We start from the raw sequence: 20,601 nt of genomic DNA on the forward strand, positions 1-20,601 counted from the left end.
GTGGGGCCATGCGTCACTTAGTCTTACGGAAGATGAGAAGTGAGCGTTCGGGCAGTGACACCTCGTCGCCGTCGTTGACGACCAGGGTTACCGATCCGCATGGGTCGGTGGTGTCCAGCACGGCGGTCCATTCCTGAGCGTAGTCGTCGGAGGGAATGACGAAGTCCACCTCGTGGTCGTGGGCGTTGAAGCACATCAGGAACGAATCGTCGATGACCCGTTCGCCGCGCGCATTCGGTTCAGGTAGCGCCTCGCCGTTGAGGAATACCGCAATACTCTTGCCGAATTCGCCGCCCCAGTCCTGGTGCTGCATTTCTTTTCCCGCCGGCGTCAACCAGGCGATGTCGCGGACTTCGTCGCCGCTTCTGATGGGCTCCCCGTCGAAGAACCGCCGACGGCGGAACACCGGGTGGCTCCGGCGCAGCGCGGTGACGCTGCGGGTGAACTCCAGGAGGTCGCTGTTCTTGTCGACCAAAGACCAGTCCACCCAGGACAATTCGGAGTCCTGGCAATAGACGTTGTTGTTGCCGTGTTGAGTTCGGCCGATTTCGTCGCCGTGGGCAATCATCGGCGTGCCCTGGCTCACCATCAGCGTTGCCATGATGTTGCGCATCTGCCGTCCGCGCAGCATCACGATGTTCGGGTCGTCTGTCGGGCCCTCGACGCCACAGTTCCAGGACCTGTTGTGGCTTTCGCCGTCGCGGTTGTCCTCGCCGTTGGCCTGGTTGTGTTTTTCGTTGTAGGAGACGAGGTCGTTGAGGGTAAATCCATCATGGGCGGTGACGAAGTTGATGCTGGCGCCGGGCCGGCGACTGGTCGCTTCGTAGAGGTCCGACGACCCGGTCAGCCGGGACGCGAACTCGCCCAATGTCGCGGGCTCGCCCCGCCAGTAGTCACGCATAGTGTCGCGGTATTTCCCGTTCCACTCGGTCCACAAACCCGGGAAGTTGCCGACCTGGTAGCCACCCTCGCCGATGTCCCACGGCTCGGCGATCAGCTTGACCTGGCTGACGATCGGATCCTGTTGCACGAGATCGAAAAACGCGCTCAGCCGATCCACGTCGTAGAACTCGCGGGCCAGCGTGGAGGCCAGGTCGAAACGGAAGCCGTCGACGTGCATCTCGGTGACCCAATAGCGCAGCGAGTCCATGATCAGCTGCAGGGTGTGCGGGTGGCGCGCGTTGAGGCTGTTGCCGGTGCCGGTGAAGTCCTTGTAGCTACTCAGATCGTCGTCGACGAGCCGGTAGTAGGCGGCGTTGTCGATCCCGCGAAAGTTGATCGTCGGACCGAGGTGGTTGCCTTCGGCGGTGTGGTTGTAGACCACGTCGAGAATGACCTCGATGCCCTGCTCGTGGAAGGCCCGCACCATTGCCTTGAACTCGGTGACCGCGCCGCGGGCACGTCGGTTCGCCGAGTACAGGTTGTGCGGGGCGAAGAACCCAAAAGTGTTGTAGCCCCAATAATTCCGTAGGCCCAGATCCACCAGGCGGTGATCGTGCAGGAACTGATGGACCGGCATCAGTTCGATCGCGGTGACGTTCAACGATTGCAGGTGCTCGATGATCGCGGGGTGGCCCAGGCCGGCGTAGGTACCCCGCTGCGCTTCCGGAATCGCGGGATGGTTCTGCGTCATGCCCTTGACGTGTGCCTCGTAGATCACCGTCTCGTGGTACGGCGTGCGGGGAGCGCGGTCGTTGCCCCAGTCGAAGTACGGATTGATCACCACGCTGGTCATGGTGTGCCCCAACGAGTCGACCCGAGGCGGAGTGCCGGTCTTGGCGGGGTCCTTCGCCGCCACGGCCAAGTCGTAGGAGAACAGCGCCTGGCCGAAGGTGAACTCGCCGTCAAAGCATTTGCCGTACGGGTCGAGCAGCAGCTTGCTCGGATCGCAGCGGTGGCCGCACGCCGGGTCGAAGGGGCCGTGCACCCGAAAGCCGTAGCGCTGTCCCGGGGTGACGTCCGGCAGGTAGGCGTGCCAGACGTAGCCGTCGACCTCATCGAGGCGAACGCGAGTCTCTTGCCCGTCGTCACCGATCAGGCACAGCTCGACCTTCTCGGCGATCTCGGAGAACAGCGCAAAGTTGGTGCCGGTGCCGTCGTAGTTGGCGCCCAGCGGGTAGCTGCTACCTGGCCAGACGGTGGCCAATGCGGGCGGGGCCGCGGCGGCGCCAGTGGTCGGGTCTGACGGGGGCATCACTCGACCTTAGTGGCGGTTGGTTCCGGTTGCCGGGTCGCATGGCGCGGTTCGCCCCCGCAAGCGGGAGGTATCCCCACCGCAGGCCGTGTGGCGGCCTGCATCGTCACCGCGGGGTCACCACCAGCCGGTGGCCGGCCCGAGCTGGCGGCTCAGCTCGTTGGTCATCGTCCGCATGTAGGTGGCAGAGATGTGATGAGCGTCGTGATATACCAACACGTTTCCCTCGACGGCCGGGCAGATGTCGGCACGGCAGACCGCGTTGCTCATGTCCAGCGGCTTGAGCATCGGGAACTGCTCGACCCAGTCGAGGGTGGGGTTGCGGTCGGCGATCACGTCGGAGCGCTTGATGCCGCACGACACCGCGTCGCCGCCCTTGGCCAGGCAGTCCGACGGATTGAACGGCTGGCCGTCCTTGACCAGCCACGGGGTGTCGCGCATCGCCAGGATCGGGATGTTGTTGTCCGAGAACGTCTGCCAGATCCCGACGTAGGTGCCCGGCATCACGTCGCCGGGCTTGATGTTCCACGGCCGCGTCGAGGTGGTGAACACGAAGTCCGGGTGGTCGGCGACCACCGCGGCCATCGCCTTGGGCACCCAGTCGCGGCACTCCGGGTAGGGGGCGTTGTTGCCCATCACCCGCGGCATCTTCTCGGTGGACAGCGGGCAGCCCATCTTGAGGTAGGTCGTCACTTTGAAGTGGTGTCTGCGGCCGAGGATGTCCAGCGCGGTCAGCCAATGCTCGGCGTGTGAACCGCCGGCCAATGCGATGGTCCGGGTGGCGGTCTTGTCGCCGTAGCTGCACGTGATTACGTTGGTGTTCTTGAAGTCGCTGATGCAGCCGTCGCGGGTGGACGGCGGGTAGTCGGTCTGGGCTTCCAGCACCGTGGGCCGCATCCGCAGGGTCGGCACCCGCACATGCTTGATGAGCGCGCGGGCGCCGGGATAATCGCTGGAGCTCAGGCCGCTGAGTTCCTTACCGCTGGCGCGCTCGACGCTGACGTGCTCGCGCCAGGTGAAGGCCGTCGCGGTGAGCGTGACGCCCAGTAACCCGACCACCGAGCCCAGCACGATCGTCGGGCGCCGCAACCGCGTCCGCCACGGCACCACGACGCTCGGCGCGGGCCCGGCGCTGGCGGGTTTGCGCTGGCGCAGCGGTTCTTCGATATACCGGTTGGTCAGGTACGCCAGCGCGCCGGAGACCAGCAACACCGCGGTGCCCTCGACGAAGTTCGCGTGCGCGTGACCGGAGTAAGCCAGCCAGAAGATCAGCAGCGGCCAGTGCCAGAGATATAGCGCGTAGGCCATCTCGCCGAGTCGCACCAGCGGCCGGGTGGCCAGTAGTCGGTTGGGCAGCGGCAACCTGTCGCCGTCAGCGCGGTTGGCGCCGGCCAGGATGAACAGCACGGCGGCGCCGACGGGAACCAACGCCCACGGGTCCGGGAACTGCCGGACGCCGTCGATCAGCGCGCCGCAGGACAGCACCGCCGCCAGGGCGATCGTCGCGGCGGTGGAGCGAAGCCACATCGGCCACCGAATGTAGGGGACCAGCGCGCCGACCAAGGCGCCGAGCAGCAACTCCCACGCCCGGGCAAAGCTGTCGTAGTAGGCGACCGCCTGGTTGGCCGCGTGCGCGAAGATTGCGTACCCGAACGACGCGACGGCCAGCGCACTGAGCAACACCACGAACGCCGTCCGCAGGCGGTCGCCGAGCCGGCGGCGAAACAGGTACGCGAAGCCGAAAACCAGCGCCAGGAACGCGATGTAGAACTGGCCCTGCACCGACATCGACCAGATGTTCTGCAGCGGACTGACGGACTCGCCGGCCCGCAGATAGTCGGCGACGGTGCCGGCCAGCTCCCAGTTCTGGTAGTAGCCGAGGCTGGCCAGGCTTTGGTCGGCGAAGGTTTCCCAGCGCGTTTGCGGCTGGATCAGGATGGTCAGCACCGCGCATCCGGCCAACACCACCACCAGGGTCGGTAGCAGCCGGCGCACCAGCCGAACCACGTCGGGGACGGGCGACAGCGACGACTCGGGATTGAGTGCGGCCCGAAGCAGCTTGCCGCCGAAGAAGAAGCCGGACAGGGCCAGGAACACATCCACCCCGCCGGAGACCCGGCCGAACCACACATGGAACATCGCGACGAGAGCGATGGCGATGCCGCGCAGCCCGTCGAGATCGAGACGGTAGAACCCTGCCCGGTTTCGTGTCGCGGGTTGCGCCTGGTGCGCAACGCCGGCATCGGCCGGGCGGTTCGGGGAGATCGTCATAATTGACGAATAATCTACCTAACCCGCCAGCCGACGTGTGTGCTCGAAAACCGGCCGGCGAGCTGTCCGGTCAGGACTCCAGGATGCGGGTCAGGTACGGATCCATCCCGCTGGTGCGGGCCGGAGTGACGGTGACCGCGGGCTCGGTGGCCTCGATCATTTGGTTGTTGCCGAGATACATCGCGACGCTCTGGGTGCCGCCGGGGCCGTAGCAGAGCAGATCGCCCGGGCGTGCCTGTGCCGGCGTGACTTTTCGCCCGACGTTGCACTGTTCGGCCGAGGTGCGGGGCATCTTCACCCCGGCACCGGCGTACGCGTACTGGATCAGTCCGGAGGCGTCGAAGCCGACGATGTTGGCCTTCAGACCGGTACCGCGGGTAGGCCCGGCCGAGTTACCGCCGCCGTACAGGAACGGCACATTGCGCTGCGACAGCGCGCGCTGAATCACGTAACTGGTGGTCTGCTGGGAACTCACCAGAGTCGGCCCGGTCGGGTCAGCGCCTGCGATGAGGGGGTTGAGCATCGGCAGCGTCAACAACAGGGCCAGGCTAAATGGGACAGCGAAGCTGCGCTTCATGTCGATCACCTCTTTCGTGGCGTCGGCGCGGTGACTGCACGCCTCTGCCGTCAATCCGCCGATTCACCCCGAGACCCGGGCGTTGGCCCGCCCCGTTGGGGGCCGCACGCCCCCTGGAACCGGTGTGGCCAGGAAGGCGATGCCCCGTCGGTGAACCGCTGAGTTCACAACAGTCACTAGGAACACTGTGGCAACAAACGGCTGGAAGAGCCACTTGTTGGGAGTCCCCGGCGGGATTTTTTGTCGTACCGTGACCGAACGGTGATCGCTGACGCCTCTGAAGATCAAATCTCCGCGCGCAGTTGTGATTTCGCTCTCACTCGCCGCTGTCGACGACCCCGGATCCGCCATGCCAGTAGGAGCTGCTGAAATCGGTCAGTGCGGCACCCGCTCCCGAGGCGAAGAGCACGAGGGCGATCGCCACGAGTGGCCAGAAGGACAGATACCACCCCTTCAGCAGCGACACCAGTGGACCGAGCAGTGCCGCTGCGACCGCAGCGCCGATGCCGCCCCACACCACCGGATAGATGTAGTAGTCGACGCCGAAGGGCGCGGCCGGGCAGTCGCCGACACAGACGTCTTTGAGAAAGCCGAAAAGCTTTGAATACCAATCGGTCCCGACGGCGAGCGCGGTAAGCAGAGCGAGCAACACCAGCAGCGAGATGACGTCCCACGGGATCAGTCGCAGTCGTAGCACCTGCGGCGGACTGTCCTCGTGGTGGCTGGGGGACAGGTCGTCGAACTGTTGCGGCGAATCCATGGTGACCGCAATGCTGCCGGATGCCCGGCGTTGGCGCGACCGAACTGCTTTACCCTCGTTGTCTATGGCCGCGCTGACGCCCGAGCAGATCAGCGCGATCGACGCGGCCCATCTGTGGCATCCCTACAGCACGATCGGGGCCTCGAATGCCGGCGCGGTGCCGCCGAACCTGGTGGCGGTGGGCGCCCGGGGCGCCTGGCTCACGCTGGTTCGCGACGGGCAGCAGGTCCAGGCCATCGACGCGATGAGCTCCTGGTGGACGGCGGTCCACGGGCACGGACACCCGGCGCTGGATGCCGCGATGACCCGCCAGCTCGCCACCATGAACCACGTCATGTTCGGCGGGCTCACCCACGAGCCCGCCGCCCGGTTGGCGAAGCTGCTGGTCGAGATCACCCCGGCCGGCCTGGACACGGTGTTCTTTTCCGACTCCGGCTCGGTGTCGGTGGAGGTTGCGGTCAAGATGGCGCTGCAGTACTGGCGCGGCCGCGGACGGCCCGGCAAGCGGCGGCTGATGACCTGGCGCGGGGGATACCACGGCGACACCTTCACCCCGATGAGCATCTGCGACCCCGACGGCGGCATGCACTCGCTGTGGTCCGACATCCTGGCCCAACAGGTGTTCGCCCCGCAGGTACCCCGCGACTACGAGCCTGCCTATGTCGCGGCGTTCGAGGCTCAGTTGGCCGAGCGCGCCGCCGAACTGGCCGCCGTCGTGGTCGAGCCCGTCGTCCAGGGCGCCGGCGGGATGCGATTCCACGACCCGCGCTATCTGACCGACCTGCGCGACATCTGCCGACGCCACGACGTGCTGCTGATCTTCGACGAGATCGCTACCGGATTCGGCCGCACCGGCGAATTGTTCGCCGCCGACCACGCCGGTGTCAGCCCCGACATCATGTGCGTCGGCAAGGCACTGACCGGCGGCTACCTCAGCCTGGCCGCGACGTTGTGCAGCACCGACGTCGCACACACGATCTCTGGCGGCGAGGCCGGGGCGTTGATGCACGGGCCCACCTTCATGGCCAACCCGCTGGCCTGCGCCGTCTCGGTGGCAGCGGTGGAGTTGCTGCTCGGCCAGGACTGGCGCTCGACGGTCGCCGAGATCGGCGCCGGGCTGGCCCGCGGACTCGAGCCGGCGCGGCCCCTGCCAGGCGTGGCCGATGTCCGGGTGTGCGGGGCGATCGGCGTGATCGAATGCGACCGCCCGGTCGACCTGGCGATCGCCACCCCGGCGGCGCTGGACCGTGGCGTGTGGCTGCGGCCGTTCCGCAACCTGGTGTACGCGATGCCGCCGTTCATCTGCACGCCGGAAGAGATCGCGCAGGTCACCTCGGCGATGGTGGAGGTCGCCCGGCTCACCGGCTCTCGTAGGCTCTAGGGCGATGACGCAGATCGAAACTTCCCCGCTGGCCTGGCTGGAGGCGCATGCCGAGCAGCGCCGGCAGGCCGGGCTGCGGCGCGCGCTGCGGCCGCGCCCAGCGGTGGCGACCGAACTCGATCTGGCGTCCAACGACTACCTCGGCCTCTCGCAGCACGCGCAAGTCATCGAAGGCGGTGTCGACGCACTGCGCACTTGGGGCGCCGGCGCGACCGGCTCGCGACTGGTCACCGGCAACACGTCGCTGCATGAGGAGCTGGAGTCCAACCTCGCCGAGTTCGTGGGCGCCGCAGCCGGTTTGGTGTTCTCGTCGGGCTACACCGCCAACCAGGGCGCGGTGGTCGGGCTCTCCGGTCCCGGTTCGCTGCTGGTCTCCGACGCGCTGTCGCACGCCTCTCTGGTCGACGCATGCCGGCTGTCCCGGGCCCGGGTCGTGGTTGCGCCGCACCGCGACGTCGACGCCGTCGACGCGGCGCTGGCCGCACGCGACGAGGAACGGGCGGTCGTCATCACCGAGTCGGTGTTCTCCACCGACGGCGCCCTGGCTCCGATCGGCGACCTGCACGAGGTCTGCCGCCGGCACCGGGCGCTGCTGATCGTCGACGAGGCCCACGGATTGGGTGTGCGCGGCAGCGGCGGACGCGGCCTGCTGCACGAGCTGGGCTTGGCCGGCGCGCCCGACGTGGTGATGACCACGACGCTGTCCAAGGCGTTCGGCAGCCAGGGCGGTGCGGTGCTGGGCTCTGTCGCGGTGCGCGACCACCTCATCGACGCCGCCCGGCCGTTCATCTTCGACACCGGTCTGGCGCCGGCGGCGGTCGGTGCCGCGCTGGCCGCGCTGCGGGTTCTGCACCGCGAGTCGTGGCGGCCCGAGGCGGTGCTACGGCACGCGGCCGCCCTGGCCGACATCTGCGATGTCGGCCAGGTGCCGCAGTCCGCAGTCGTGTCGGTGATCCTCGGCGAGCCGGCGGTGGCGCTGGCCGCCGCGACGGCCTGCCTGGACGCCGGCGTCCGGGTGGGCTGCTTCCGGCCGCCGACCGTGCCGACCGGCACCTCGCGTCTGCGCCTGACCGCGCGCGCGTCGCTGGACCACGACGACCTCGAGCTGGCCCGCGCGGTGCTGACCGACGTGCTGGCCACCGCACGGCGTTGACAGTTCTGGTCGTCACCGGGACAGGGACCGGGGTCGGCAAAACCGTCGCCACTGCGGCCCTGGCAGCGGCCGCCCGACAGGCCGGTATCCCGGTGGCCGTCTGCAAGCCGGTGCAAACCGGGACCGCCGCCGGCGACGACGACCTCGCCGAGGTGACCCGACTGACCGGGATCAGCCGGGTGGTCGGCCTGGCCCGCTATCCAGAGCCGATGGCGCCGTTGGCCGCCGCGGAGCGGGCCGGACAGGCGTTGCCCAGCAAACGCACCATAGTGAAACTCGTCGACGCGGTGGATCAACCGGGGCAGCTGACGCTGGTCGAGGGTGCCGGCGGTTTGCTCGTCCAGCTCGCCGACGGCGGTGTGACGTTACGCGATCTCGCCGCCGACCTGGGAGCGGCGGTGCTGGTGGTCACCACCGCCGAGCTCGGAACCCTGAACCACACCGCGCTGACGCTGGAATCCCTCGCGGCGCATAATCTTTGCTGCGTAGGCCTGGTGATCGGCAACTGGCCGCTGCCGCCAGGTGTGGTGGAGGCGTCCAACAGGTCGGCGTTGGTGCGACTCGGGCCGATGCGTGCCGAGCTGCCCGCGGGCGCCGGTCAGCTGAGCGTCGCCGAGTTCACCGCGATGAGCGCACACGCGTTCGACCGGGACTGGGTGAGAAGTTTGATTCGCTGATGGTGCACTCGGTCGAGCTGCTGTTCGATCCCGATACCGAGGCGAGGTTGCGACGGATCTGGGACGACCTGGCCGCCGCCGACCTACCGAGCCGTCTTCCGGCGGGCCGGCCGCATGTGACAGTCGCTGTGGCCGAACGGATTTCGCCCGATGTCGACGAGCTACTCCGGCCGATCGCGCAACGGCTGCCGCTGGCCTGCGACGTTGGGGCGCCGGTGTTGTTCGGGCAATCGAACGCGGTGCTCGCCCGACTCGTCGTGCCGACCACGGCGCTGCTCGCCCTGCACGCCGCGGTACACCGGGTGTGCGGGCCACATCTGCGGCCCGGCCCACTACCGCACAGCCTGCCCGGCCACTGGACCGCGCACGTCACACTGGCCCGCCGCATCGAAGGCGCCCAACTCGGAGCGGTGCTGGGCCTGGCGGGTCAGCCCGCAGAGATCCGGGGCCGCCTGGCCGGGTTGCGTCGTTGGGACGGCACCGACCGCGTCGAGTACCCGATCGGCTGACCTACCTGCCGCTGCTGCCCGGGCTCGCGTCACCACCCGCGGTGTAGGACGCCTTGCCGGTACCGGCCAGCGCCCCGCCCGACACGATCAGGTACTCGTCGCGAATCGGCTTGTCGGCGAAGAAGTCCTCGAGAATCTCCCGGGTGCCCGCGGCGTAGCGCGCCTGCGCCGACAGCGTCGTCCCCGAGACGTGTGGCGTCATGGCTTCATTCCGCATCATGCGCCAGGGGTGGTCGGCCGGCGGTGGCTGCGGATACCAGACGTCGCCCGCGTAGCCGGCCAGCTGACCGCTCTCCAATGCCGCCACCACCGCATCGCGCACACAGATCTCGGCGCGCGCGGTGTTGACGATGTAGGAGCCGCGGCGCATCGACGCCAGCAGCTGCTCGTCGAACAGGTGATAGGTCTGCGGATGCAGCGGAGCGTGGATGGACACCACGTCGACCGAGCGCGCCAGCGCCGCGGCGTCGGGGTGATAGGTGACGCCTAACTCTTTTTCGAGGCTCTCCGGCAGCCGACGGGTATCGGTGTAATGCAGGTTGACTTCGAAGGGCGCCATCCGGCGCAACACGGCTTGGCCGATCCGGCCGGCGGCGATCACCCCGACGTCCATGCCTTCGACGTCGTAGGCGCGCGCGACGCAGTCGGCGATGTTCCAGCCGCCGTCGACCACCCACTGGTGGGAGGGCACGAAGTTGCGGACCAGTGTCAGGATTTGCATCACCGCGTGCTCGGCGACACTGATGCTGTTGCAGAACGTGACCTCGGCGACCGTGAGGCCGCGGGAAATCGCCGCGTCCAGGTCGACGTGGTCCGAGCCGATCCCGGCGGTCAGCGCCAGTTTAAGGTTCTTCGCCTTGGCGATTCGCTCGGCGGTCAGATAGGCCGGCCAAAACGGTTGGGAGATCACCACATCGGCGTCGGGCAGTTCTCGCTCGAACTCCGAGTCGGGTCCCTCCTTGTCGGACGTGACGACCAGTTGATGACCGCCGTCCTCGAGGTACTTGCGCAACCCGAGCGCGCCGGACACGCAGCCCAGCAGCTCGCCGGGGGTGAAGTCGATCGCCGACGGGGTGGGCACAGTCTGGCCGTCCGGGTAGCCCTGGATCGACGGAATCCCGTCCCGCGCGTACACCGGGGGATAGCCGGTGACCGGATCCGGATAGAGCACAAGCAGAATTTTGGCCATCACAGTCTCCTTCGACGCCGCGGGATCACCCCAGCTTTCACCACCGCGATCCCGAAAGACGATGCAGGGTCAGTTGACGACGCGACCACATGACGTTTGTGCAGGTGCACACCGCTAGCCTAGCCTGGGCACCGTTCAACGCTGGTTGTGATGAGCCGGGAGCGACACCCGTGCTGTGTGCGCGGCCGGGACAACCGCAACGACCTAAGGAGTAGCTGGTGACTCAGGCGGCGACGCGGCCAACGTCCGACACCGACAGCACCGACATCCTGGCGGTGGCGCGCCGACAGGTGCTTGAGGGCGGCCAGGGGCTGAGCCGGCAGCAGGTGCTCGAGGTGCTGCAGCTGCCCGACGAGCGGCTCGAAGAGTTGCTGGCGCTGGCGCACGAGGTGCGGATGGCGCACTGCGGTCCCGAGGTCGAGGTGGAAGGCATCATCAGCCTGAAAACCGGTGGCTGCCCCGAGGATTGTCACTTTTGCTCCCAGTCGGGGTTGTTCGCCTCGCCGGTGCGCAGCGCATGGCTGGACATCCCCAGCCTGGTCGAGGCGGCCAAGCAGACCGCGAAGTCGGGCGCCACCGAGTTCTGCATCGTCGCCGCCGTGCGCGGACCCGACGAGCGGCTGCTGGCGCAGGTGGCCGCGGGCATCGAGGCCATCCGCGACGCTGTCGACATCCAGATCGCCTGTTCGCTGGGCATGCTGAACGCCGAGCAGGTCGAGCGGCTCGCCGCGATGGGTGTGCACCGCTACAACCACAACCTGGAGACGGCCCGTTCGTTCTTCCCCAATGTCGTCACCACCCACAGCTGGGAAGAGCGCTGGGAGACGCTGTCGATGGTGCGCGAGGCCGGCATGGAGGTCTGCTGCGGCGGCATTCTCGGCATGGGCGAGACGCTCGAGCAACGCGCCGAGTTCGCCGCCAACCTGGCCGAACTGGACCCCGACGAGGTGCCGCTGAACTTCCTCAACCCCCGACCCGGCACGCCGTTCGGCGACCTCGAGGTGCTGCCGGCCAGCGAAGCGCTCAAGGCGGTGGCGGCGTTCCGGTTGGCCCTGCCGCGGACCATGCTGCGGTTCGCCGGTGGGCGCGAGATCACGCTGGGCGACCTGGGCGCCAAGCAGGGCATCCTGGGCGGCATCAACGCGGTGATCGTCGGCAACTACCTGACCACGCTGGGGCGTCCCGCCGAGGCCGATCTGGAGTTGCTCGACGACCTGCAGATGCCGATCAAGGCGCTCAACGCCACCCTGTAGCGCGTGATGGTCCACGATCTGCCCGCTCCGGTCGGCGCCGGCGTCTACAACACCTACACGGGCCAGCCGTCCGCGGACGGTGCCGCCATCCCGACGGCGGCGCAACTGGGCCTGGAGCCGCCCCGGTTCTGCGCCGAGTGTGGCCGCCGGATGGTGGTGCAGGTGCGGCCCGACGGCTGGTGGGCCAAATGTTCGCGGCACGGGCGCCTCGATTCCGCCGAACTCGAGGCGCGCCGATGACCGATCCGCGGATGTGTCGGCGACGCGCGGCGATCACGGTCGTCGCGGGCCTGGTGCCGGTCGGTGTGCTCGTCGGTGCCCTGTGGGCCTTGCTGGCGCCGCCGATCAGAGGTGTGGTGCTGCTGACGCACAGCGGGGAGCGGCTGCACGAATACGGGGGTCCGGAGTCCGAGCACTTCTTCGTCGCCGCGTTCCTGATGCTCGGGATGCTCAACGTCGTCGCCGCCGTCGCGGCGGTGCTGGCCTGGCAGTGGCGGGCGCATCGCGGACCGGGGATGGTCGCGGCGCTGTGCGCCGGCATGCTAGTCGCGGCCGGCGCCGCGACCGGTGTGGGCGTCCTGGTGGCCCACTTACGTTATGGCACAGTCGATTTCGCTACGATACCGCTGAAGCCCGATCAGCTGCACTACTTCACGCAGGCGTCTCCGGTGTTCTTCGGCCCCTCGTGGTTGCAGATGGCTTGCACGCTGCTGCTGCCCGCGGCCACCGCGGCACTGGTGTACGCGGTGCCGGTCGCAGCGACCGCGCGCGACGACCTCGGCGGGTTTCCGCCCGGCGGGTCGATTCGTCCGCGAGTTGGCAGCGCTGAGAGCGATACTTTGGCACGTGACTGAAACTGAAGCCCGATAGAATTCGAAATGAGCTTGAAGGCCGGTTCCGTTTGTCGCCTACGCACACTCGGCAGGCACGCCGTACGGGCAGTGATAGGCAGCATGCGGGCCAACCCGGCGAATCATTCGTAGGTGCTCTTGCCCGGATAAGTGTGACCACAGCGATCCTGATTGGTTAGTCAGCCGCGCGCGATGGCGTCAGTGATGAGGTCGTCGATCAGCTTCGTTCGTGATACCACCGGCCAGCTGTCGCTCAGCATCGGTAATGCAGCGGCGATGATGTCGCGGCCCTTCACCCCTGCGAGCCGGTTAGCGAGAGCATCGCGGAACAGTGCGTCGGCGCGTGCGGATTCGCTGGCTCGATGTGCGGCGATGAGATGCGCCGTGTCCGAGACATTGCTGATGGGGCCGGGCCTGACTCAACATGTTTCGGCTATGCGAAGGTTCAAAACGTCGGGTCACCGACTGGTGCAACGGCTAAACGTGGTTTTCCGCCGACGCCGATCGCGGTCGGATTGGCGCCCGGATAATGTTGCATCCATTGCAACGCCACGCCAGATCGATCTTGAACCGAGTGCCAAAGTCTCGCGCGTTCAGCTGATGATGCGCGCGGTGACGTCGGGCAACTCACCGAACCTCGCCTGCATGTCCGTCGTGAGAATGGTGCGGTCGGTGGCGCGGGCGGTGGCGGCAACGATGAGGTCATGGGGGCCTCGGCGTCGGCCTTGGCGGGCGGTGTGGGCTAGCAGGTCTGCATGGTGCTCGGCCACCGTCCGGTCGTAGGCGCAGACCGGTATGACAGCGACAACGTGATCGAGGAAGGTGCGTTGCGCTGCCTGGCGACCGGCGTCCGGATCCAGGTGCACGCCAGCAAGATATTCGGCGATGACAATCGCGGGCATGACGACGTCGGCGTCATCGGGGATCGTGGCTCGGCCACGGACGGCAGCGACGAGAACGCCGGTGTCGAGGATCAAGCGGTCCACGGGTCGCGGTCATCCTCGATCGATGCGGCGGCGCGCGCAGTGCCAATCGACTCAGAGAATGCGTCGTCAAGGGCGGCGGACCCGCGCCATCGGGCAAGCACCGCATTCAACACCGCACCCGTCGCCGCGGGCGCAGGCGCGATTGACGCGATGCGCCGACCTGATCGAGTGACCACGACGGTTTCACCGTGCTCCACAGAATCAAGGACCGCCGAGAAGTTCCGAGATGCTTCGGAAGCAGTCATTTCCCGCATGACATCAGAATATCATGTTCTGATGTTCAGATCAGCTGTCCGAGCGTCCCAAACACCCGCCGACAGATGACCGTCACATTCGTTCGACGAATACCGCACGTTTGGAATACGTGCACTCCGCCAGCAAACCGAGCGGAGTTGGACAAATTCAGCGGTCCGGTATGCGCATCAGCCCGGTCCTCGCTGTCACATACATGGGTCCTCGTTCGAAGACGAACACCTACGCCGAGCGACACAGCGAATCGGTGCCCCGGATGGCGCGACGCCGTCATAGCGGACGGCGGTGCACCGACTTCCCGGTGATGACTTTGGCGGCGATCACGCCCAGTCGCGCCATCCCGACGTAGGTCATCGGGTTGAACATCGTCGGCCATTTCGTCCGGATCAGGTGATCGGTCAACGGCCGTCGGGTAAAACGGTCCCGCAACCAGCGCAGCGTCATCGGCGCCGACAGCGGGTGCAGCAGCAGGTGCTCGTTGAACGCGTCACGGTGGTAGGTGACGTCGGCACCGCCGGCCGAGTAGGCGTCGGCCAACCGGTCGATGTCCTCGACGTCGATCAGGTAGTCGTGCACCGCCTGCACGATCAGCACCGGCGGCGTGGGCACCTTGGCGCCCAGCCTGATGCTGTCGAAGACGTGCTGAACCTCGGGCATCGTCAAAATCTCGTCCAGCGGCCGGTCGAGATAATTGCCCAAGTCTTTCTTGACCATCCGGATCACCGCGCCGACCGTCGTCATGCTCTCCAGCCGTCGCAGCAGAGCGCGACCCTCGTCACTGGCGTGCTCGTCGATCACCTGGTTCAGGTCGGGGTAGATGTGCACCAGCGCGGCGACCACCATCGCGGGCAGACCGGACAAGAAGCTGCCGTTGAGCCGGCGGAAGGTGTGGCCGAGGTCGCCGACCGGTGACCCGAGGACCGCGCCGACGATGTCCAGCTCGGGCGCGTAGTCGGCGCACAACTCGGCGGCCCAACCGGTCGCCAGCCCACCGCCGGAGTAACCCCACAGCGCCACCGGCGCCGAGCGGGACAGTCCCAGACGTTCGGTACCCAGCGCGGCCCGGATGCCGTCCAGAATGAAGTAGCCGGGTTCGAACGGCGCGCCCCACATGCCGGTGCGGCCTTCGTGGTCGGGGATCGACACCGCCCAGCCCTCGGCCAGCGCGGCGGAGATCAACAGGAATTCCAGCTGGGCCAGCGATCCCAGCGCGTTGGCGCGGCGGCGCAGCGCGTAGGACGGGAAGCAGCGCGACGACACGGCGTCGATCGCGCACTGGTACGACAGCACCGGGCAGGGGCGGTCAGGACTGGCATCGGCGGGGAGGATCACCGTGGTCGCGGTCGCCTCGGGCCGGCCGTTCATGTCCGTGGTCCGGTACAGCAGCTGGGTGGCCATCGTCCGCTGCGGGATCAGCCCGAGAAACGCCAGCTCAACGTCGCGCGAACGCAGGACCGTGCCGGGGGTGGCGTGCTGGTAACCGGGTGGCGGCTGGTAGAACGGGTCCTCGGTGGGCAGCTGCGGTCGGGCCTTGGCCTGCAGTCCTTCGTGCGGCGCACGTCCGATCCACTCGGCGCCGGTCGAGGTCGCAAGGTTGCCAATGTCCATCGGGGCATTGTTGCTTAAGAGTGCTTTAAGAATCCAGTTGACCCGCCGGTGAGTCGCCTACCTCACGCTGAACCGGGAGGTCGCAGCGCCGCGAATTCGTCGGTGACGCGCAACTGGGAATCCGTGAAGCGGTACAACGCTGCCGGACGACCACCGCTGCGCCCGGACTGGGCGACGGTTCCGGTCGGGCTGATCACCCCGCGGCGGGCCAGCACACGCTGCAGGTTGGTGGTGTCGACCGGATGGCCCAGCGTCGCGCTGTAGATGTCGCGCAAGGTCGACAAGACGAATTCGGTCGGCGCGAGAGCGAATCCGATATTCGTGTACGACATCTTGGCGACCAGCCGGATGCGGGCGTGTTCGACCATCGGCCCGTGGTCGAACGCCATCGGCGGCAGCGAGGTGACGGGGTGCCAACTGGTATCCGACGGCAGTTCCGGGATGGCGGGGGAGGGCACCAGGCCCAGGAAGGTCGATGCGATCGTCCGGGTGTCGGGCAGTCGCCCGGGTTCGGAGAACACCGCAAGCTGCTCCAGATGAGCGACCTCACGCAGGTCGACCTTCTCGGCGAGCTGGCGCCGCACCGACGTCGTCATGTCCTCGTCGTGGCGTAACCGTCCGCCGGGCAGCGCCCACGCACCGCGCTGCGGAGTCCGGGCGCGTTGCCACAGCAGGACGTTGAGCTGGGGTTTCTGCGCCTTCGGGCCTGCTCCGAGCCCGCGAACCTGGAATACGACAGCGAGCACTTCGTGCGCGGTGCTACCATTGGCCATGTTTTCGATTATAAGTCGAAAACCCAAGCCGGGAGGCGAAAGGACCGACTATGGCAGTCGTGAATCGCACCGATCTGCGGTCAAACGGACTGGATACTGACCTGGCGAACGATCTGGCCTCGGGAATCACAAACTCTCCCAATGGTTTCGGTGGTATCGAGGGAGACGAGCAATGGGCGGCCGAGGTTCGTCGGCTGGCCGTGCTGCGGAACGCCACGATCTTGGCGCACAACTATCAGCTGCCGGCCATCCAGGATGTCGCCGACCATGTCGGCGACTCGCTGGCGCTGTCCCGGGTGGCCGCCGAGGCGCCCGAGGACACCATCGTGTTCTGCGGCGTGCACTTCATGGCCGAGACCGCGAAAATACTGAGCCCCGACAAGACGGTGCTCATCCCTGATCAGCGAGCCGGCTGCTCGCTGGCCGACTCGATCACGCCCGAGGACCTGCAGGCCTGGAAGGACGAACACCCGGGAGCGGTCGTCGTCTCATACGTCAACACCACCGCTGCGGTGAAGGCGCTCACCGACATCTGTTGCACCTCGTCCAACGCCGTCGACGTGGTCGCCTCTATCGACGCCGATCGCGAGGTGCTGTTCTGCCCGGACCAATTCCTCGGCGCGCACGTGCGACGGATGACGGGCCGGGATAACCTGCACGTCTGGGCCGGCGAATGCCATGTGCACGCCGGCATCAACGGCGACGAGCTCACCGAGCAGGCCCGCAGGCATCCGGACGCCGAGTTGTTCGTCCATCCCGAATGCGGTTGCGCGACCTCGGCGCTGTACCTGGCCGGCGAGGGCGCATTCCCGGAAGGACGGGTCAAGATCCTGTCGACCGGCGGCATGCTCGACGCCGCCCGCGCGACCCGGGCCCGTCAGGTGCTGGTCGCCACCGAGGTCGGCATGCTGTACCAGCTGCGTAATGCCGCGCCGGACACCGACTTCCAAGCGGTCAACGACCGCGCCTCGTGCAAGTACATGAAGATGATCACCCCCGCGGCGCTGCTGCGCTGCCTGGTCGAGGGCTCCGACGAAGTCGACGTCGATGCGCAGACCTCGGCACGGGCGCGGCACAGCGTGCAGCGGATGATCGCCATCGGCCAACCGGGCGGCGGCGAATGAGTAGCTACCCGGCCTGGGAAGAGCACGCCGACGTCGTCGTGATCGGGACCGGTGTCGGCGGACTGGCCGCCGCGCTGGCCGCTCATCGGACCGGCGCCCGGGTGATCGTGTTGAGCAAGGCGGCCGGTAAACCGGGCGTGACCGCAACCCACTACGCACAGGGCGGCATCGCTGTGGTGCTGCCGCACACCGACGACTCGGTCGACGCTCACGTGGCGGATACCCTCGCGGCCGGAGCCGGGTTGTGCGACGCCGATGCGGTGACGTCGATCGTCGCCGACGGCTACCGGGCGGTCAGCGAATTGGTCGGCGACGGAGCACGATTCGACGAAGCGGCCGCCGGTGGCTGGGCGCTCAGCCGTGAAGGCGGGCATTCCCGTCGGCGCATCGTGCATGCCGGCGGCGATGCCACCGGCGCCGAAGTGCAGCGCGCGCTCGACCATGCCGCCGCCACGCTGGACATCCGGATCAAACACGCCGCGCTGCGGTTGCTGCCCGACACCACGTCGGGAACAGCTGCGGTGACCGGTGTGCTGGTGGCCGATCGGCGAGGCATCGGGACCCTACACGCGCCGTCGGTGATCCTGGCCACCGGCGGTCTCGGCCAACTCTACGGCGCGACCACCAACCCCAAGGGCTCTACCGGCGACGGCGTCGCGCTGGCGCTCTGGGCGGGTGCCGCAGTGGGCGACATCGAGTTCATCCAATTCCACCCGACGATGCTGTTCGACGGACGCAATGGTGTCCGTCGGCCGTTGGTCACCGAAGCGATTCGCGGTGAGGGCGCGAGTTTGGTTGACAGTCAAGGTAATTCGGTGATGGCAGGTGTGCACCCAATGGGTGACCTGGCGCCGCGCGATGTGGTGGCCGGCGCCATCGACGCCCGGCTGCGGGCGCTCGGCGACGACTGCGTATTCCTCGACGCCCGCGGCATCGAGGACTTCGGGCGCCGCTTTCCGACGGTGGCCGCGGCCTGCCGGGGGGCGGGCATCGACCCCGTTCGTCAGCCGATCCCGGTGGCGCCCGGTGCGCACTACAGCTGTGGTGGCGTGGTCACCGATGTCTGCGGTCGCACCGAACTGCCGGGGCTGTTCGCCGCCGGCGAGGTCGCCCGGACCGGAATGCATGGCGCCAACCGGCTGGCCTCCAACAGCCTCCTGGAAGGGCTGGTGGTCGGCGGGCGGGCCGGGCGGGTGGCCGCCGAGCACGCCGGGCTGGTCGGCCGGGTACGTGCGACGGCCCCCGAGCCGGCCGACTGCGGCGCGCTGGCTCGCGACGAGTTGCAGGCTGCGATGAGCCGCGACGCCTCGGTGGTGCGCGACGCCGACGGCCTGCACCGACTGATCGACACGTTGTCGTGCGCGTCCACTTCCGCGGTCACCACTCGCGCCGGCCTCGAGGACGCGGCGTTGACGGTTGCCGCACGCGCGGTGGCGACCGCCGCACTGGCCCGCGAGGAAAGCAGGGGCTGCCACCACCGGGCCGAGTACCTGGACCCGACTCCGGCACCCGCAGGCAGCCTGATCGTCCGGCTGGCCGCCGACTGCGGCCCGCAGGTCGACGAGCTGGCGGCGGTCAGCTGATGCTGTCCGACAGCGAGCGTGTCGAGGCTCGCGCCACGATCGTGCGCGCGCTCGACGAGGACCTGCGCTGCGGGCCCGACATCACGACATCGGCGACGGTGCCCGCTGGGGCGACCACCACCGCGTCGCTGATCACCCGCGAACCCGGGGTGATCGCCGGGGTGGACGTCGCCCTGCTCGTTCTCGACGAGGTGCTGGGCGCCGACGGATACCGGATCGTCAACCGGGTCGACGACGGTGCGCGCTTGCAGCCCGGTGATTCGGCGTTGACGGTCGAAGCGCGGATGCGCGGCCTGCTGACCGCCGAACGCACGCTGCTGAACCTCGTCTGTCACCTGTCCGGGATCGCCACCACCACCGCGGCGTGGGTGGCCGCGGTGGACGGCACCAAGACCAAGATCCGTGACACCCGCAAGACGCTGCCCGGTCTGCGCTCCCTGCAGAAGTACGCGGTGCGCGTCGGCGGCGGCCTGAACCACCGACTCGGCCTCGGCGATGCCGCGCTGATCAAGGACAACCATGTGGCCGCCGCGGGATCGGTAGTGGCCGCCCTGCGCGCAGTACGGGCCGCCGCGCCCGACCTGCCCTGCGAAGTCGAGGTCGACTCGCTCGAGCAACTCGACCAAATCCTTTCCGAAAAAGCCGAATTGGTGTTGCTGGACAATTTCCCGGTCTGGCAGACCCAGATTGCCGTGCAGCGTCGCGACAACCGGTCACCGGGCACCCAACTCGAGTCCTCCGGCGGGCTTTCGCTGGACACCGCCGCCGAGTACGCCGGGACCGGAGTGGACTACCTCGCGGTCGGGGCGCTCACGCATTCAGTGCGGGTCCTCGACATCGGCCTGGACATCTAGTGGGCGTCGCAGCACCCCCTCCTGGACCGATTGTGTTGGTTAGCCAAGACGGGCACTGGATGATCACGATGCTGCCATGACCGCGCTAAACGCTTTCTGGTACAACGCGACCCGCTACATCATGCACGGCAAGAGCATGTCTTGCTGATCAGCAAGCCTCAAGGTTGACTGAGTAAAACTCACAGCCCTCGACGCGACTGCGCGACCGTAATCGAAACTAAAGTCGTGAGATGTACGCGCGATTGTTCTCCGGTATCGCGACCGCAACGATGGCGGCGGCGCTGATCGCCGCACCCGCAACAGCACACGCAGACTGCGGCGACGACGGGCAACCCGCATGCACCGGGCCTGCCCCCACCCCTGATGATGTGGTCGCGATCATGGCTGAGCTGACCGACCCGAACAAGCCCGCTGCAAGCAAAAATGACATCGTCACGCCAGGGTTCGCTCCCGACGAAGCTGGGACTATCGACGATCATTTGAACTCGCTCAACTCGCGCGGATACCTCCCCTACAGCTTCGTCGTCACCGACATCCAACCCGCGCCGGACAATTTCGCGGGGGCCACCGTGGCCGCCCCGAAGAACTGGCCCTACCCTTCCGTAC

17 protein-coding genes and 2 pseudogenes are annotated in these 20,601 nt (G+C 67.7%); 11 read left to right on the forward strand and 8 right to left on the reverse strand.

What is annotated here, in order from left to right; all coding sequences use genetic code 11:
* Window positions 1–13: 13 nt before the first annotated feature.
* From glgX to ABDV69_RS05625, 4 genes and pseudogenes are all read right to left on the reverse strand, one after another.
* The gene (gene glgX, locus ABDV69_RS05610; RefSeq protein WP_343572376.1) at window positions 14–2,194 is read right to left on the reverse strand and encodes a glycogen debranching protein GlgX; all 2,181 of its coding nucleotides are present in this window, start codon (window positions 2,192–2,194) and stop codon (window positions 14–16) included.
* A 117-nt stretch (window positions 2,195–2,311) separates the two neighbouring features.
* Window positions 2,312–4,465, reverse strand: a complete 2,154-nt coding sequence (locus tag ABDV69_RS05615; RefSeq protein ID WP_343572377.1) for an acyltransferase family protein — start codon at window positions 4,463–4,465, stop codon at window positions 2,312–2,314.
* A gap of 79 nt (window positions 4,466–4,544) precedes the next feature.
* Window positions 4,545–5,042: pseudogene (ripD, locus tag ABDV69_RS05620) on the reverse strand (NlpC/P60 family peptidoglycan-binding protein RipD); the annotation flags it as partial.
* A gap of 316 nt (window positions 5,043–5,358) precedes the next feature.
* A complete protein-coding gene (locus tag ABDV69_RS05625) occupies window positions 5,359–5,802 on the reverse strand; it encodes a hypothetical protein (protein ID WP_343572378.1) in 444 nt (147 codons plus the stop codon).
* Window positions 5,803–5,866: 64 nt separating this feature from the next.
* Between ABDV69_RS05625 and ABDV69_RS05630 the strand changes: the two genes are divergently transcribed.
* From ABDV69_RS05630 to ABDV69_RS05645, 4 genes are read left to right on the forward strand one after another with little or no spacing between them, the layout of a single operon-like run.
* On the forward strand, window positions 5,867–7,183 hold the full coding sequence (locus ABDV69_RS05630) for an adenosylmethionine--8-amino-7-oxononanoate transaminase (protein WP_343572379.1): 1,317 nt from the start codon (window positions 5,867–5,869) through the stop codon (window positions 7,181–7,183).
* A 4-nt stretch (window positions 7,184–7,187) separates the two neighbouring features.
* Entirely contained in the window at window positions 7,188–8,336 is a 1,149-nt protein-coding gene (locus ABDV69_RS05635; protein WP_343572380.1) for an 8-amino-7-oxononanoate synthase, read from the forward strand.
* Entirely contained in the window at window positions 8,333–9,013 is a 681-nt protein-coding gene (bioD, locus tag ABDV69_RS05640; protein ID WP_343572382.1) for a dethiobiotin synthase, read from the forward strand. Before ABDV69_RS05635 ends, bioD begins: the two co-directional genes overlap by 4 nt.
* The gene (locus ABDV69_RS05645; RefSeq protein ID WP_343572384.1) at window positions 9,013–9,522 is read left to right on the forward strand and encodes a 2'-5' RNA ligase family protein; all 510 of its coding nucleotides are present in this window, start codon (window positions 9,013–9,015) and stop codon (window positions 9,520–9,522) included. The genes bioD and ABDV69_RS05645 overlap by 1 nt, the downstream gene beginning before the upstream one ends.
* A 1-nt stretch (window position 9,523) precedes the next feature.
* Here ABDV69_RS05645 and ABDV69_RS05650 read toward each other — a convergent pair whose 3' ends face one another.
* Window positions 9,524–10,711, reverse strand: coding sequence for an NAD-dependent formate dehydrogenase (locus ABDV69_RS05650; protein WP_343572385.1), 1,188 nt, complete (start codon window positions 10,709–10,711; stop codon window positions 9,524–9,526).
* A gap of 218 nt (window positions 10,712–10,929) precedes the next feature.
* Between ABDV69_RS05650 and bioB the strand changes: the two genes are divergently transcribed.
* From bioB to ABDV69_RS05665, 3 genes are read left to right on the forward strand one after another with little or no spacing between them, the layout of a single operon-like run.
* Complete coding sequence (bioB, locus tag ABDV69_RS05655; RefSeq protein ID WP_343572386.1) at window positions 10,930–11,964, forward strand: biotin synthase BioB; 1,035 nt, start codon at window positions 10,930–10,932, stop codon at window positions 11,962–11,964.
* Window positions 11,965–11,970: 6 nt separating this feature from the next.
* Window positions 11,971–12,204, forward strand: coding sequence for a hypothetical protein (locus tag ABDV69_RS05660; protein ID WP_343572451.1), 234 nt, complete (start codon window positions 11,971–11,973; stop codon window positions 12,202–12,204).
* A gap of 11 nt (window positions 12,205–12,215) precedes the next feature.
* Window positions 12,216–12,818 carry a DUF2567 domain-containing protein gene (locus ABDV69_RS05665; protein ID WP_343572452.1) on the forward strand — a complete coding sequence of 201 codons (603 nt, stop codon included), beginning with the start codon at window positions 12,216–12,218 and terminating at the stop codon, window positions 12,816–12,818.
* 590 nt (window positions 12,819–13,408) lie between these two features.
* Here ABDV69_RS05665 and ABDV69_RS05670 read toward each other — a convergent pair.
* The 3 genes from ABDV69_RS05670 to ABDV69_RS05680 form a co-directional block, all read right to left on the reverse strand.
* On the reverse strand, window positions 13,409–13,801 hold the full coding sequence (locus ABDV69_RS05670) for a PIN domain-containing protein (RefSeq protein ID WP_343572388.1): 393 nt from the start codon (window positions 13,799–13,801) through the stop codon (window positions 13,409–13,411).
* Window positions 13,802–14,323: 522 nt separating this feature from the next.
* On the reverse strand, window positions 14,324–15,661 hold the full coding sequence (locus tag ABDV69_RS05675; protein WP_343572389.1) for a lipase family protein: 1,338 nt from the start codon (window positions 15,659–15,661) through the stop codon (window positions 14,324–14,326).
* 62 nt (window positions 15,662–15,723) lie between these two features.
* Window positions 15,724–16,434 (reverse strand): NUDIX domain-containing protein, encoded by a 711-nt coding sequence (locus ABDV69_RS05680; RefSeq protein ID WP_343572390.1) that lies wholly within the window; start codon window positions 16,432–16,434, stop codon window positions 15,724–15,726.
* A gap of 50 nt (window positions 16,435–16,484) precedes the next feature.
* Between ABDV69_RS05680 and nadA the strand changes: the two genes are divergently transcribed.
* The 4 genes and pseudogenes from nadA to ABDV69_RS05700 all read left to right on the forward strand — a co-directional run.
* Complete coding sequence (gene nadA / locus ABDV69_RS05685) at window positions 16,485–17,558, forward strand: quinolinate synthase NadA (RefSeq protein ID WP_343572391.1); 1,074 nt, start codon at window positions 16,485–16,487, stop codon at window positions 17,556–17,558.
* Entirely contained in the window at window positions 17,555–19,141 is a 1,587-nt protein-coding gene (locus ABDV69_RS05690; protein ID WP_343572392.1) for an L-aspartate oxidase, read from the forward strand. Before nadA ends, ABDV69_RS05690 begins: the two co-directional genes overlap by 4 nt.
* Window positions 19,138–19,995, forward strand: a complete 858-nt coding sequence (gene nadC, locus ABDV69_RS05695) for a carboxylating nicotinate-nucleotide diphosphorylase (protein ID WP_343572454.1) — start codon at window positions 19,138–19,140, stop codon at window positions 19,993–19,995. The genes ABDV69_RS05690 and nadC overlap by 4 nt, the downstream gene beginning before the upstream one ends.
* 242 nt (window positions 19,996–20,237) lie before the next feature.
* Window positions 20,238–20,601: pseudogene (locus tag ABDV69_RS05700) on the forward strand (hypothetical protein); the annotation flags it as partial.

The organism is Mycobacterium sp. (assembly GCF_039583785.1).
Lineage (GTDB): Bacteria > Actinomycetota > Actinomycetes > Mycobacteriales > Mycobacteriaceae > Mycobacterium.